We start from the raw sequence: 13,846 nt of genomic DNA, 5'->3' as shown, positions 1-13,846 counted from the left end.
CGGCTCACCTCCCCCATGTGTCCGCCTCCGTACCCCGGGGGTGTACCCGCCCGGGCGGGCGGGAACACGGCGTTCGGGAGACAGGCGTCACCGCCAGCGGCCGATCTCGACGTTCTCCAGGACGCCGAGCGCGTCGGGCACGAGGACGGCGGCCGAGTAGTAGGCCGTGACCAGGTACTTGATGATGGCCTGTTCGTTGATGCCCATGAACCGCACCGACAGGCTCGGCTCGATCTCGTCCGGAATGCCGGTGGCCCGCAGACCGATGACCCCCTGGTCCGCCTCGCCGGTACGCATCGCGATGATCGAGGTCGTGCGGGCCTCGGTGACCGGGATCTTGTTGCAGGGGTAGATGGGCACACCGCGCCAGGTGGGGATCCGGTTGCCGGCGATGTCGATCGTCTCGGGGACCAGGCCCCGCTTGTTGAGCTCGCGTCCGATGGCGGCGATCGCCCGCGGGTGGGCCAGGAGCAGCTTGGTGCCGCGCCGGCGGCTGAGCAGTTCGTCCAGGTCGTCCGGACCGGGCACGCCGTCGTGGGGCTGGAGCCGCTGGTCGTACTCGCAGTTGTGCAGCAGCCCGAACTCACGGTTGTTGATGAGCTCGTGCTCCTGGCGCTCCTTCAGCGCCTCCACCGTCAGCCGGATCTGCTGCTCCGTCTGGTTCATCGGCTGGTTGTAGAGGTCGGCCACGCGCGAGTGGATGCGCAGCACGGTCTGGGCGACGCTCAGTTCGTACTCACGGGGACGCGCCTCGTAGTCGACGAAGGTGTGCGGGATGTCCGGCTCGCCGCGGTGGCCGGCGGCGAGGTCGATGGCCTTCTCGCCGTGCTTGTTGGTGCGCTGCTCGGGGATCGAACGCTGCCGCTGGAGGTGCTCGCGCAGGGAGTCCGCACGCGCCGCGACCCGCTCCACCTCCTGGCGGGGCAGCACGAGCACCGTACAGGCGGTCACCGTGCGGGCGGTGTACTCCCAGATGGCGTCCCCGTCGAGCAGCGCCCGGTCGCCGAAGTAGGCGCCGTCGGCGAGGACTCCGAGGACCGCGTCGTCGCCGTACGGACCGGTGCCGATCTTCTCGACCTTGCCGTGCGCCAGCAGGTAGACCTCGTCGGCCCGACCGCCGAACGAGGCGATCACCTCGCCCGGGCCGAACTCCCGCTGCTCGCAGCGCTGGGCGAGTTCCGACAGCACCTCGTCGTCCTCGTACGACCGCAGGGCCGGCAGCTCGCCCAGTTCCGCGGGGATGACCTCGACGCGGTCGCCGGTCTTCACGAACGTCACCCGGCCGTCGCCGACGGCGAAGGTCAGACGTCGGTTCACGCGGTACGTGCCGCCTTGGACGTCCACCCAGGGAAGCGTGCGCAGCAGCCAGCGCGAGCTGATCTCCTGCATCTGGGGTACGGACTTGGTCGTGGTGGCCAGGTTCCGCGCGGCCGCCGTGCCGAGGCTCTGCTGCGGCCTGGTCTGCTCGGTGCGGACCTCTTCGCCTACCGACATAAGGAATTGCCCTCCCGGTCATGCCGGGCGCCTGCGCCCCGGCATCGATGTGCGGGAACCAGCTTTCATCACGGAGTGTGCCGGTGCTATTACCCGAAAGAGCGGGAATGGACCTTCACCGGCCGGGGCAGGGAGAAGGGCTCGCCCGTGCGCGCGAGGCCGCGCCGTGCCGTCGCCCCGGGATTGTCCGGATCGGCTCGCACACGGGCCGAACAAGTCATAGGGGCGGCTCCGTTTCGGTACAAGCACCGTACGAGGCGGTCGCGCCCGGCGGTCGTCGCGCAGCGTGAAGGAGCCGGCCATGGCCTCACCCATGTCCGCGAGCAGTTTCCTCAAGGCCCTGAAGGCGGAGGGGCTCACCGTCGTCGAGGTCGGCGACTGGCGGCACCACAACCGCAACCACAAGGGCCCGTGGGGCCCCGTCCACGGCGTGATGATCCACCACACGGTCACCAGGGGCAGCGCGCGGACCGTCGACATCTGCCGCAAGGGCTACGAGGGCCTGCCGGGACCGCTGTGCCACGGGGTCGTCACCAAGGACGGCAGGGTCCACCTGGTCGGCTACGGCCGGGCCAACCACGCCGGGCTCGGCGACGACGACGTCCTGCGCGCGGTGATCGCGGAGAAGGCGCTGCCCCGGGACAACGAGGCGAACACCGACGGCAACCGGCACTTCTACGGCTTCGAGTGCGAGAACCTGGGCGACGGCGAGGACCCCTGGCCGGCGGCGCAGCTGGAGGCGATCGAGCGGGCCGCCGCCGCGGTCTGCCGCCACCACGGATGGACGGAACGTTCCGTCATCGGCCACCTCGAGTGGCAGCCGGGGAAGGTGGACCCGAGGGGGTTCACGATGGCGTCGATGCGGGCGCGGATCCGGGACCGGCTGAAGTGACCGCGGACGCCGCACCCGCAGCGGCGTGACAATGGCGGGGTGACCAGCGCCGACACGCCCGACCTCGCCGCCCTGCGCCCCCGGCTGCCCTCACCGTTGCAGGAGGCCGTGGACGAACGCTTCGAGCGGCGCGGGGTACGGCTGCTGCTGAAGCGCGACGACCTGATCCACCCGGACCTGGTCGGCAACAAGTGGCGCAAACTCGCGCCCAACCTCGCCGCGGCGCACGGCCGTACCGTCGTCACCTTCGGGGGCGCGTACTCCAACCACCTGCGTGCCACCGCCGCCGCGGGCCGGCTGCTCGGGCTGCCCACGGTCGGCGTGGTGCGCGGCCACGAGCTGGCCGACCGGCCGCTCAACCCCTCCCTGGCCCGGTGCGTGGCCGACGGCATGCGGCTGCACTTCGCCGACCGCTCGACGTACCGCCGCAAGGCCGAGCCCGGGACCCTGGCGGCCCTGCTGCGGGCGGCCGGTGCCGAGGACGCGGTCGTCGTCCCCGAGGGCGGCAGCAACGCCGCGGCCGTCCGCGGCTGCCGGGCCCTCGGCGAGGAACTGGCCGGGCACGCCGACGTCGTCGCGCTCGCCTGCGGAACCGGCGGCACGCTGGCCGGGCTGGCCGCCGGACTCCCCCGAGGCCGGCGAACGCTCGGGATACCCGTGCTCAAGGGCGGTTTCCTGGCCGACGAGGTACGCGGGCTCCAGCAGCGGGCGTTCGGCGGGCCCCGCGGCACCTGGAGCCTCGACGAGCGCTTCCACTGCGGCGGCTACGCCCGCGTCACGCCCGAGCTCGACTCGTTCGCCGAGGACTTCGAACGGCGTCACGGCCTGCCCGTCGAGCGCGTCTACGTCGCCAAGATGCTGTACGGCCTGCTCGCGCTGACCGAGGAGGGCGCCTTCCCCCGGGGAACGACCCTCGCCGCGGTCGTCACCGGCCGCCCCTTCCCGTGACGGGCGTCCCCGCCCGGCCCGCGGGCCGACGGGCCGGGCCCGGAGCCCGCCGCTCCCGCACGGCGCGGACGACGGGCGCACCGTCGCGCCGGGGGCGCTCCGGCCGCCCTACGCCGTCTCCCGGTACGCCGCCGCCTCCTCCAGGTCCAGGCGGCGCAGCAGCGTCCTCAGCATCTCGTCGTCGATGTAGCGGCCGTCCCGCAACCGGACGAACACCTCACGCTCGGCGCCGATCATCTCCCGGGACAACCGCCGGTAGGTGTCGTCCACGCTCTCGCCGGTGACGGGGTTGGCCTGGCCGAGGCGTTCCCAGACGGCGTTGCGGCGGCGCTCCATGACCATGCGCAGGCGGTCGGCCAGGGGCGCCGGCAGGGCGTTGCGCTCGTCGGTGAGCAGATCGTCCAGACGCTGCTCGGCGGCCCGGGAGGCCTGTGCCTGGGCGTTGGCCTCCGCGAGCGTCTCGGCCTGCACGTCGCGCGCCGGGAACTTCAGCACCCGGATCAGCGGGGGCAGGGTCACCCCCTGCACGACCAGCGTGCCGATGACCGTGGTGAAGGTCAGGAACAGGACGAGGTTGCGCTCGGGGAAGGGCGCGCCGCCGTGCACGGTGAGCGGGACGGAGAAGGCGATGGCCAGTGAGACCACGCCCCGCATGCCGGCCCAGCCGATCACGAACGGCCCCTTCCAGCCGGGGTCCTCCTCGCGCGCGCGGATGCGTGCCGACAGCAGCCGCGGCAGGAAGGTCGCCGGATACACCCACACGAACCGGGCCGCGGCGACGACCAGGAAGACGGCGAGCGCGTACCAGGCCGCGTCGAGGCCCTCGTACGCCCCGAGGCCCTTGAGGACGACGGGCAGTTGCAGTCCGATCAGGGCGAACACGGCCGACTCCAGGACGAAGGCGACCATCTTCCAGACCGCCTCCTCCTGGAGGCGGGTGGCGAAATCGACCTCCCACGCGCGGTGGCCGAGGTAGAGGGCGACGACCACCACCGCCAGCACCCCGGAGGCGTGCACCTGCTCGGCGGCCGCGTACGCGACGAAGGGGATCAGCAGGGAGAGCGTGTTCTGGAGCAGGGCCTCCTTCACGTGCGTGCGCAGCCAGTGGATCGGCACCATCAGCACCAGCCCGACACCGACGCCGCCGACCGCGGCGAGCAGGAACTCGCCGACACCGCCGGCCCAGGTGGCGCCCTCGCCGACCGCCGCCGCGAGGGCCACCTTGTAGGCGGTGATCGCGGTCGCGTCGTTCACCAGGGACTCGCCCTGGAGGATCGTGGTGATCCGGGACGGCAGTCCCACCCGGCGCGCGACCGCCGTGGCCGCGACGGCGTCAGGCGGCGCCACCACGGCGCCGAGCACCAGCGCGGCGGTCAGCGGCAGCCCGGGCACGATCAGATAGGCGGCGCAGCCGACGACGAAGGTGGCGAAGAGCACGTACCCCACGGACAGCAGCGCCACCGGCCGCAGCTGGGCCCGCAGGTCGAGGTAGGAGCTGTCGGTGGCCGCCGTGTAGAGCAGCGGGGGCAGGAGCAGGGGCAGGACGACGTGCGGATCGAGGGTGTAGTCGGGCACCCCGGGGACGTAACTGACCGCCAGTCCCGCCGCGACCAGCAGCAGCGGGGCCGGTACCGGGGTGCGCCGTCCCGCGGCGGCGATCGCGGCGCTGCCCGCCACCAGCAACAGCAGCGGCATCACGTCCATGGTCCTCGCCCACCCTTTTCTCCGCGCGGTCGGCCGCGCGCCCGTCGTAACCTGGCCATCATGAAACAGTGCACGCACGCCGACGCGCTGCCGCACCCGGAGCCGGAGCCGCTGAGCGACACCTGTCCGGAATGCCTGGCCGAGGGCACGGATCCGGTGCAGCTGCGGCTGTGTCTCACCTGTGGCCACATCGGCTGCTGCGACTCCTCGCCGAGGCAGCACGCGACGGCGCACCACAAGGAGACCGGCCACCCCTTGATGCGGACCTTCGAGCCCGGGGAGAACTGGCGCTGGTGCTTCGTCGACCACGTGCTCGTGTGACTCTCGCACGACTGTGCCCGGGTACGGTTCGACCGTCCGGCGCCTGGGTACGTCAACCCGGCGCGCGCTCCACCGATTTGATTCCGCCCAACCCCTAGCCACTGTGCGTGTTCGGGTGTTTACTATGAGTGACAGCAAGGGGACGGGGTCTCGGGGACAGAGAGCTTCGGAGCGCGATAACGTCACCGCTGAACCACGCGTCGCGTTACCCCGGGGGCGTTCCCCGGCCCTGTAACGCTTGTACCACCTTGGAGGTGAGGGTGTCCCAGATCGCAGGCGAGCCCGCGACCCAGGACTTCGTGGAAGTCCGGCTGCCGGCCGCGGGTGCCTACCTGTCGGTGCTGCGTACGGCGACCGCCGGCCTCGCAGCCCGTTTGGACTTCACCCTCGACGAGATCGAGGACCTGCGCATCGCAGTGGACGAGGCCTGCGCGATCCTGCTGCAGCAGGCCGTGTCCGGCTCGGTGCTCAGTTGCGTCTTCCGCCTCGTCGACGACTCTCTCGAAGTCACCGTCTCGGCGCCGACCACGGACGGTCACGCCCCCTCGCGGGACACCTTCGCCTGGACCGTCCTGTCCGCTCTCGCGGGCAAGGTCTCCTCCGCCGTGGACGAGGACAAGACCGTTTCGATCAGCCTCTACAAACAGCGCGGCGCGGGACCCGGGCCGACGTGAGGAACGGGGACGGGCCGGTGCGGGACGAAGAGCGCGGCACACGGGAGCTGTCGGCCGACGGCGCACGTGCGGAGAACGAGGCCCCACGCATGGTTGACGGCATCGACGGCATCCCCGAGCAGGCCCGCCCGCACCCGCAGGACGAGACCCCCGCGGGGGCCGGGAGCGGGAGCGCAGCCGTGCGGAGCGCGCCCACGGCGGGACGGGCCGGGGGCACGCCCGCCCCGCCCGGCCGAGCGGAGGCGGAGGCTCGGAAGAGGGCGACGGGCGGGACGATGAGCGAGCACGAGCGACACTCCGAGGACCGGGCGCCGGGCGCGCGCGGCACGCAGGGCACGCGGCACGACCCGCAGGACCGCAGCGGGGCGCGCGCCCTGTTCACCGAGCTGCGTACGCTGACGAAGGACACCCCGGAGTACGCGGAGCTGCGCAACCGGCTGGTCCGCATGCACCTGCCGCTCGTCGAGCACCTCGCGCGGCGCTTCCGCAACCGCGGCGAGCCCCTGGACGACCTCACGCAGGTCGCCACCATCGGGCTCATCAAGTCCGTCGACCGCTTCGACCCGGACCGCGGGGTGGAGTTCTCCACGTACGCGACCCCGACGGTCGTCGGCGAGATCAAGCGGCACTTCCGGGACAAGGGCTGGGCGGTGCGCGTCCCGCGCCGGCTCCAGGAGCTGCGGCTGGCCCTGACGACGGCCACGGCGGAGCTCTCGCAGCTGCACGGCCGCTCCCCCACGGTCCACGAGCTCGCCGAGAAGCTGTCGATCTCGGAGGAGGAGGTCCTGGAGGGCCTTGAGTCCGCCAACGCGTACTCCACGCTGTCCCTGGACGTCCCGGACACCGACGACGAGTCGCCGGCGGTCGCGGACACCCTGGGGGCCGAGGACGAGGCGCTGGAGGGCGTCGAGTACCGGGAGTCGCTCAAGCCGCTGCTGGAGGACCTGCCGCCGCGCGAGAAGCGGATCCTGCTGCTGCGCTTCTTCGGCAACATGACCCAGTCGCAGATCGCGCAGGAGGTCGGGATCTCCCAGATGCACGTGTCGCGGCTGCTGGCGCGCACGCTGGCGCAGCTGCGGGAGAAGCTGCTGGTCGAGGAGTAGCCGCCGGCGCCGGTTACTCCCCGGTGCGGCCCGGTCCCCGGATGCCGAGGGCCCGGGTCGTCGTGGGGTTCACGAGCAGGACCAGCGCCGCGACGGCCACGACGGCGAGCACGATGCCCGCCGGAATGGCGATGCTGTCGGCCTGAAGCAGGTTGTAGGCCACCGGCAGCGCCAGGATCTGCGTGATCACCGCGGGCCCCCGGCTCCAGCTGCGCCGGCCCAGCAGTCCGCGCGCGGCGAGCAGCGGCAGCAGGGCGAGGACGATCAGGGTGACGCCGCCGGTGACGGCCGAGGTCCGGTCGTCGGGCTGCCCCGTGAGCCCCTCCACGAGCATCCAGGCGCCGCCGGCGACGAGCGCCAGCCCCTCCAGCGCGGCGAGCGCGGCCGCGGCGGTCAGCCGGCCGGGGCGGGGGCCCGCCTCTTCGGCGGCTTCGGCTTCGGGGGTGGGGTTCTGCTCACTGCTCACCCCTGAAGGGTAGCCCTCCTTGCGCCGGCGCCCGCGGACCGGTCCCGCCCCGCTCCCCCGCCCGACCCCCACCTCGGTCTGGGCCGGGGTACCGCCCAGTAGGTACCCTGCACACCATGCGTGCACTTCTCGTGGTCAATCCGGCGGCAACCACCACGAGCGCGCGTACGCGCGACGTGCTGATCCACGCGCTCGCGAGCGAGATGAAGCTGGAGGCGGTCACCACCGAGTACCGCGGCCACGCGCGCGACCTCGGACGGCAGGCCGCGCAGAGCGACGACATCGAACTCGTGGTGGCCCTCGGCGGCGACGGCACGGTGAACGAGGTCGTCAACGGCCTGCTGCACGCCGGCCCCGATCCGGAGCACCTGCCGGGTCTCGCGGTCGTCCCCGGCGGGTCCACCAACGTCTTCGCCCGGGCCCTCGGCCTGCCCAACCACGCGGTCGAGGCCACCGGCGCCCTGCTGGACGCGCTGCGCGAGGGCAGCGAACGGACCGTCGGTCTGGGGCTGGCCTCCGGCACCCCGGGCTCGGCGGACGAGGCCGTGCCGTCCCGCTGGTTCACCTTCAACGCCGGACTGGGCTTCGACGCCGGCGTGGTCGGCCGGGTCGAGCAGCACCGCGAGCAGGGCAAGAAGTCCACCCACTCCCTCTACGTCCGCCAGGTGGTGCGCCAGCTCGTCGGGGAGCCGCACCGCCGCAGCGGGACGATCACCCTGGAGCGGGCGGGCGAGGACCCGGTCACCGGCCTGGTGCTGTCCATAGTCTCGAACACCTGCCCCTGGACGTTCCTCGGCAACCGCCCCATCTACGCGTCGCCCGAGGCCTCGTTCGACACGGGCCTCGACGTCTTCGGCCTCAGCCGGCTCTCGACGGCCGCGGTTGCCCGGTATGGCACCCAGTTGCTCACTTCGTCCCCCGAGCGCGGCCCCCGCGGCAAGCACGCCGTCTCACTGCACGATCTGAGCGACTTCACCTTGCATTCGAAGGTGCCGCTGCCCCTCCAGATGGACGGTGACCATCTGGGGCTGCGGACGAGCGTGACGTTCACAGGCGTACGCCGTGCACTGCGTGTGATTGTGTGAGCAGAACCGGCAAAAGTCCTTTCAGTCGAACGTTTAGGCCAGGGTCCACCCCATAGAAGTACGGCTGTGACCTAGTCGACACCGAAGAATCAAAAAAAACTTTCCGGAAGGGGTTGTATCCCTCGCCGAGGTTTGCGAGTCTCTTCTTGGCGATCGGGACGGCCCGCAACACCGGCCTCCACAGATCACCGGAACCCCTCTTCAAACCCAAGGACCACACCGGGAACCCGGCGGTAGGCCCTTCCCTTGTTGAGGGATTCGTGAAAGCGTTCACATTCACAAGCACCCTGCACAGTCATACCAAGGAGAGGTAGCAGCCATGGACTGGCGTCACCGCGCCGTTTGCCGCGAGGAAGACCCCGAGCTCTTCTTCCCCATCGGCAACACCGGTCCCGCGCTGCTGCAGATCGAGGAAGCCAAGGCCGTCTGCCGTCGCTGCCCCGTCATGGAGCAGTGCCTGCAGTGGGCGCTCGAGTCCGGCCAGGACTCCGGCGTCTGGGGTGGTCTCAGCGAGGACGAGCGCCGCGCGATGAAGCGCCGTGCCGCCCGCAACCGGGCTCGTCAGGCCTCCGCCTGATCAGTCACCCCTGCTGACAGCCTGAGCTTGGCGGCGCGTACAGCGAGTACGCAGTTCCCGCCCCCCGAGCCGCAGCGCGCAGTACCCCCGATGCTCCCCCGCATCGTATGAGCACTGGCCCCGGACCCTCGTCGGTCCGGGGCTTTTTGCCGTCCCCGCTCCGTCGGCTCCCGCCGCCCCTACTTCTCCGTCGGCACCGGGATGTCCAGGATCACCCGGGTGCCGCGCTCGGGAGCCGGGACCATGTCGAAGGCGCCGCCCAACTCCCCCTCGACCAGCGTGCGGACGATCTGCAGCCCCAGGTTGCCGGAGCGGTGCGGGTCGAAGTCCTCGGGCAGGCCGACACCGTCGTCCTGGACGGTGACCAGCAGTCGCGCCTCCTTCGTCGTGCCCCCGCGGACCGCGGAGACCTCGACCGTGCCGGTGTCACCCTCGCGGAAGCCGTGCTCCAGCGCGTTCTGCAGCACCTCGGTCAGCACCATCGACAGCGGTGTGGCCACCTCGGCGTCCAGGATGCCGAAGCGGCCCGCGCGCCGGCCGGTCACCTTGCCGGGCGAGATCTCGGCGACCATGGCCAGCACGCGGTCGGCGATCTCGTCGAACTCCACGCGCTCGTCCAGGTTCTGAGACAGCGTCTCGTGCACGATCGCGATCGAACCGACCCGGCGGACCGCCTCCTCGAGCGCCTCGCGGCCGCGCTCGGACTCGATGCGCCGGGCCTGGAGCCGGAGCAGGGCCGCCACCGTCTGGAGGTTGTTCTTCACCCGGTGGTGGATCTCCCGGATGGTGGCGTCCTTGGTGATCAACTCGCGCTCGCGGCGGCGCAGTTCCGTGACGTCGCGCAGCAGCACCAGCGAACCGATGCGCGTGCCCTTGGGCTTGAGCGGGATGGCGCGGAACTGGATCACCCCGTCGTGCGCCTCGATCTCGAACTCGCGCGGCGCCCAGCCGCTGGCCACCTTGGCGAGCGCCTCGTCCACCGGGCCGCGGGACGGGGCGAGTTCGGCCGTGGTCCGGCCCAGGTGGTGGCCGACCAGGTCGGCGGCGAGGCCCATCCGGTGGTAGGCCGACAGCGCGTTCGGGGAGGCGTACTGGACGATGCCGTCCCCGTCGACGCGGATGAGGCCGTCGCCGACGCGGGGCGAGGCGTCCATGTCGACCTGCTGGTTCTCGAACGGGAAGGCGCCGGCGGCGATCATCTGCGCGAGGTCCGAGGCGCTCTGGAGGTAGGTGAGCTCCAGACGGCTCGGCGTGCGCACGGTGAGGAGGTTGGTGTTGCGGGCGATGACGCCGAGGACGCGTCCCTGGCGCCGTACGGGGATGGACTCGACGCGGACCGGGACCTCCTCGCGCCACTCCGGGTCGCCCTCGCGCACGATCCGGCCCTCGTCCAGGGCGACGTCCAGCATGGGGCGCCGGCCGCGCGGGACGAGGTGGCCGACCATGTCGTCCTGGTACGAGGTGGGGCCGGTGTTGGGCCGCATCTGGGCGACCGACACGTACCGGGTGCCGTCGCGGGTGGGGACCCACAGGACCAGGTCGGCGAAGGAGAGGTCGGAGAGGAGCTGCCACTCCGAGACCAGCAGGTGGAGCCACTCGAGATCGGAGTCGTCGAGGGCGGTGTGCTGGCGTACGAGTTCGTTCATGGAGGGCACGTGGCCGAGCGTACCTGGCGGTACGGACAGCGATCGAAATCGGCCGGATTCCGCCGCGCCCGGGCCCGGGGACACCCGCGGGCCGCGGCGCCTGGGAGGGACCCTCAACCCTCCCGGCACCGCAGCCCGGAGCAACATCGGCCGTGGGGTGTGCGGTCCCGTTCGGCCGAAGGGTGAGGAGCCGGGGCAGTCAGGGCAGAGAGCTCCGGTTCCTCGGTCCGCCCTCCTGTGCGGGGAAGGCGGAAGCTCGACGTCCTCTCGCACGAGAGTCGCGGCCGGTGTCCGGTGTCCATTGTGGACTAGACCACTAGCCGTGTCCATGCGGTGGACGGTCTTTGCGGTTGTCGCCTGAAGCCTAACCCCGTCGGCCCACGAGCGGGGCCGGACGGCCGGGGCAATTTCCGCGCGCGTGCCGTCGTGCGTCCGGGTCCGGCCGCCGTTTCGACACGCCTGCGGGGCCCTCCTCTGTTAGATTGGTCTAAACCACATAGCCAGTCCCGGGCACCGGGTGGGTCCCTTACTTCGAAACGGCAGGCACGCGTGGAAGTTGTCATCGTTCCCGACGCCAGGGCGGGCGGCGAGCTCATTGCCGAGGCCATGGCGCAGTTGCTCCGGCGCAAGCCCGACGCCCTGCTCGGGGTCGCCACCGGCTCGACGCCGCTGCCCGTGTACGAGGCGCTGGCGGCGCGGGTGCGGGCGGGTTCCGTGGACACCGCGCGGGCACGGATCGCCCAGCTCGACGAGTACGTGGGGCTGCCGGCGGAGCACCCGGAGTCGTACCGCTCGGTGCTGCGGCGCGAGGTGCTCGAACCGCTCGGGATCAGCATGGACGCGTTCATGGGCCCGGACGGCACGGCCGCGGACGTGCAGGCCGCGTGCGAGGCCTACGACCGCGCGCTCGGCGAGGCCGGCGGGGTGGACCTCCAGTTGCTGGGGATCGGGACCGACGGACACATCGGGTTCAACGAGCCGTGCTCCTCGCTCGCCTCGCGGACCCGGATCAAGACGCTGACCGAGCAGACCCGCGTGGACAACGCGCGGTTCTTCGACGGCGACATCGAGCAGGTCCCGCACCACGTGATCACGCAGGGCATCGGCACCATCCTGGAGGCCCGGCACCTGGTGCTGCTGGCCACCGGCGAGGGCAAGGCGGACGCGGTCGCCGCGAGCGTGGAGGGCCCGGTCGCGGCCGTGTGCCCGGCCTCCGCGCTGCAGCTGCACCCGCACGCCACGGTCGTCGTCGACGAGGCCGCCGCGTCCAAGCTGAAGCTCGCCGACTACTTCCGGCACACCTACGCCCACAAGCCCGACTGGCAGGGCATCTGACCGACGGGTCCGCGCCCACCCCCTGCGGACCCGGAGGCACGACGAAGGCGCCGCACCCCCGACCGGGGGTGCGGCGCCTTCGTCGTGCCGGGCCGGCCGGCGCCCGGGTCAGGCGCCCGCGACGAGCTCCGCCGCCGCCCGGCCGCAGACGCGGGCCGCGCCGTGGGTGGCCACGTGCAGGGCGCCGCGGGGCTCGGCCCCGGGGACGCCCATCTCGACCACGACCGTGTCGGGCCGGGCCGCCAGCAGGGTGTCGAGGGCCGCCGCCATCCAGGGGTGGCGGTGCTCGTCGCGGACGACCGCCACGACGCGGCGCGGGCCGGCCGCCGCCAGCACCTCGGCCCCGGCGTCCGCCCCGGCGAAACTGCCGGTCCCGGTGCCGGGGAGCAGGCGGCCCAGCTCGGCGGCGACGCCCCAGGGGGTCTCGTCGCCGACCGCGATGTTGGCGACGGGGGTGAGCGCGGCGACGTACGGCGGTTCGGTGAGGGGGGTGAAGGCCTCGGCGCCGGTGACGCGCAGGGCGCGGCGGGCCGCGCGCAGGCCCACGTCACCGTCGGCGGGCACGGACCGCGCGGCGTCGGCCCGCTCCGCCGCCCAGCGGGCCAGGGCGCGCACCCGCTCGGCGGCGTCGGCCAGGCGCTCCTCGGGCAGCTCGCCCGAGCGGACCGCTTCCACCAGGGCGTCGCGCAGGCGCCGCACGGTCTCCTCGTCGGCCAGGCCGCCGCCCACGCAGATCGCGTCGGCGCCGGCCGCGAGGGCCAGGACGCTGCCGCGTTCGATGCCGTAGGTGCCCGCGACGGCCCGCATCTCCATGCCGTCGGTGACGATGAGGCCGTCGTAGCCCAGCTCGTCGCGGAGCAGGCCGGTCAGGACGCGGCGGGACAGCGTCGCCGGACGGTCCGGGTCCAGGGCCGGGACCAGGATGTGGGCGCTCATCACCGCGCGGCTGCCGGCGGCGATGGCCGCGCGGAAGGGCACCAGGTCGCGCTCGGCCAGCACCGAGGCGTCCACGTCGATGCGCGGCAGGGCGTGGTGGGAGTCGACGGCGGTGTCGCCGTGGCCCGGGAAGTGCTTGGTGCAGGCGGCCACGCCCGCCGACTGCAGCCCGGTGACGTAGGCCGCGGTGTGCCGGGCGACCAGGTCGGTGCCGGCGCCGAAGGAGCGCACGCCGATGACCGGGTTGCCGGGGTTGGAGTTGACGTCGGCGGACGGGGCCCAGTTGAGGTTCACGCCGCAGGCCGCGAGGCGGCGGCCCAGCTCGGCGGCGACCTGCCGGGTGAGGCCCACGTCGTCCACCGCGCCGAGGGCGAGGTTGCCGGGGAAGGAGGAACCGGTGCGCACCTCGAGCCGGGTGACGTCGCCGCCCTCCTCGTCGATGGCGACCAGCACGTCCTCGCGCTCGGCGCGCAACTGGGCGGTGAGGGCGGCCACCTGCTCGTCCGAGGCGATGTTGCGCCCGAACAGGCCGACGGAGGCCAGGCCCTCGCCGAGGCGGCGCAGCACCCAGTCGGGGGCGGTGGTGCCGGTGAAACCGGGCTGGAGGACGGTCAGCGCGTCGCGCGTGAGCGTGTCGGTGCCGCTGGCGGTTGTCGTCATCGGGT

General features: G+C 72.6%; 13 protein-coding genes. 8 read left to right on the top strand and 5 right to left on the bottom strand.

Going from position 1 to position 13,846, the window contains the following annotated elements; all coding sequences use genetic code 11:
- Positions 1 to 87: 87 nt before the first annotated feature.
- Entirely contained in the window at positions 88 to 1,494 is a 1,407-nt protein-coding gene (locus tag JHAT_RS03560) for a family 2B encapsulin nanocompartment shell protein (RefSeq protein ID WP_077796549.1), read from the bottom strand.
- A gap of 301 nt (positions 1,495 to 1,795) precedes the next feature.
- On the opposite strand from JHAT_RS03560, the gene JHAT_RS03555 reads away from it, so the two are divergent.
- Together JHAT_RS03555 and JHAT_RS03550 are read left to right on the top strand one after the other, a co-directional pair.
- The gene (locus JHAT_RS03555; protein ID WP_171990731.1) at positions 1,796 to 2,386 is read left to right on the top strand and encodes an N-acetylmuramoyl-L-alanine amidase; all 591 of its coding nucleotides are present in this window, start codon (positions 1,796 to 1,798) and stop codon (positions 2,384 to 2,386) included.
- A 39-nt stretch (positions 2,387 to 2,425) separates the two neighbouring features.
- Entirely contained in the window at positions 2,426 to 3,334 is a 909-nt protein-coding gene (locus JHAT_RS03550; protein WP_077796547.1) for a 1-aminocyclopropane-1-carboxylate deaminase/D-cysteine desulfhydrase, read from the top strand.
- Between the two features lie 108 nt (positions 3,335 to 3,442).
- Here the strand turns inward: JHAT_RS03550 and JHAT_RS03545 are convergent, their stop codons facing one another.
- Positions 3,443 to 5,038 (bottom strand): Na+/H+ antiporter, encoded by a 1,596-nt coding sequence (locus tag JHAT_RS03545; protein ID WP_077796546.1) that lies wholly within the window; start codon positions 5,036 to 5,038, stop codon positions 3,443 to 3,445.
- Between the two features lie 60 nt (positions 5,039 to 5,098).
- Here JHAT_RS03545 and JHAT_RS03540 point away from each other — a divergent pair, with 60 nt between their 5' ends.
- From JHAT_RS03540 to JHAT_RS03530, 3 genes are all read left to right on the top strand, one after another.
- On the top strand, positions 5,099 to 5,359 hold the full coding sequence (locus JHAT_RS03540) for a UBP-type zinc finger domain-containing protein (protein ID WP_077796545.1): 261 nt from the start codon (positions 5,099 to 5,101) through the stop codon (positions 5,357 to 5,359).
- A gap of 260 nt (positions 5,360 to 5,619) precedes the next feature.
- Positions 5,620 to 6,033, top strand: a complete 414-nt coding sequence (locus tag JHAT_RS03535) for an anti-sigma regulatory factor (protein WP_077796544.1) — start codon at positions 5,620 to 5,622, stop codon at positions 6,031 to 6,033.
- 17 nt (positions 6,034 to 6,050) lie between these two features.
- Positions 6,051 to 7,136 (top strand): RNA polymerase sigma factor SigF, encoded by a 1,086-nt coding sequence (locus JHAT_RS03530; protein WP_171990730.1) that lies wholly within the window; start codon positions 6,051 to 6,053, stop codon positions 7,134 to 7,136.
- Positions 7,137 to 7,149: 13 nt separating this feature from the next.
- Here the strand turns inward: JHAT_RS03530 and JHAT_RS03525 are convergent, their stop codons facing one another.
- Positions 7,150 to 7,602: a hypothetical protein gene (locus JHAT_RS03525; protein ID WP_077796542.1), complete on the bottom strand. Its 453-nt coding sequence runs from the start codon at positions 7,600 to 7,602 to the stop codon at positions 7,150 to 7,152.
- Between the two features lie 116 nt (positions 7,603 to 7,718).
- On the opposite strand from JHAT_RS03525, the gene JHAT_RS03520 reads away from it, so the two are divergent.
- Together JHAT_RS03520 and JHAT_RS03515 are read left to right on the top strand one after the other, a co-directional pair.
- Positions 7,719 to 8,687, top strand: a complete 969-nt coding sequence (locus JHAT_RS03520) for a diacylglycerol kinase family protein (RefSeq protein ID WP_077796541.1) — start codon at positions 7,719 to 7,721, stop codon at positions 8,685 to 8,687.
- A 319-nt stretch (positions 8,688 to 9,006) separates the two neighbouring features.
- The gene (locus JHAT_RS03515) at positions 9,007 to 9,264 is read left to right on the top strand and encodes a WhiB family transcriptional regulator (protein ID WP_003973730.1); all 258 of its coding nucleotides are present in this window, start codon (positions 9,007 to 9,009) and stop codon (positions 9,262 to 9,264) included.
- Positions 9,265 to 9,443: 179 nt separating this feature from the next.
- Here JHAT_RS03515 and JHAT_RS03510 read toward each other — a convergent pair whose 3' ends face one another.
- Positions 9,444 to 10,919, bottom strand: a complete 1,476-nt coding sequence (locus JHAT_RS03510) for a sensor histidine kinase (protein WP_077796540.1) — start codon at positions 10,917 to 10,919, stop codon at positions 9,444 to 9,446.
- Between the two features lie 540 nt (positions 10,920 to 11,459).
- On the opposite strand from JHAT_RS03510, the gene nagB reads away from it, so the two are divergent.
- On the top strand, positions 11,460 to 12,245 hold the full coding sequence (gene nagB, locus JHAT_RS03505) for a glucosamine-6-phosphate deaminase (RefSeq protein ID WP_077796539.1): 786 nt from the start codon (positions 11,460 to 11,462) through the stop codon (positions 12,243 to 12,245).
- A 108-nt stretch (positions 12,246 to 12,353) separates the two neighbouring features.
- Here the strand turns inward: nagB and JHAT_RS03500 are convergent, their stop codons facing one another.
- Positions 12,354 to 13,841: a glycoside hydrolase family 3 protein gene (locus JHAT_RS03500; RefSeq protein ID WP_077796538.1), complete on the bottom strand. Its 1,488-nt coding sequence runs from the start codon at positions 13,839 to 13,841 to the stop codon at positions 12,354 to 12,356.
- Between the last annotated feature and the right edge of the window lie 5 nt (positions 13,842 to 13,846).

It is taken from the genome of Streptomyces sp. JHA26 (assembly GCF_002005565.1).
In the GTDB taxonomy this organism is placed as follows: domain Bacteria; phylum Actinomycetota; class Actinomycetes; order Streptomycetales; family Streptomycetaceae; genus Streptomyces.
Note: the sequence above shows the minus strand (reverse complement) of the source record. Positions and strands in the feature narration are given on the sequence as shown.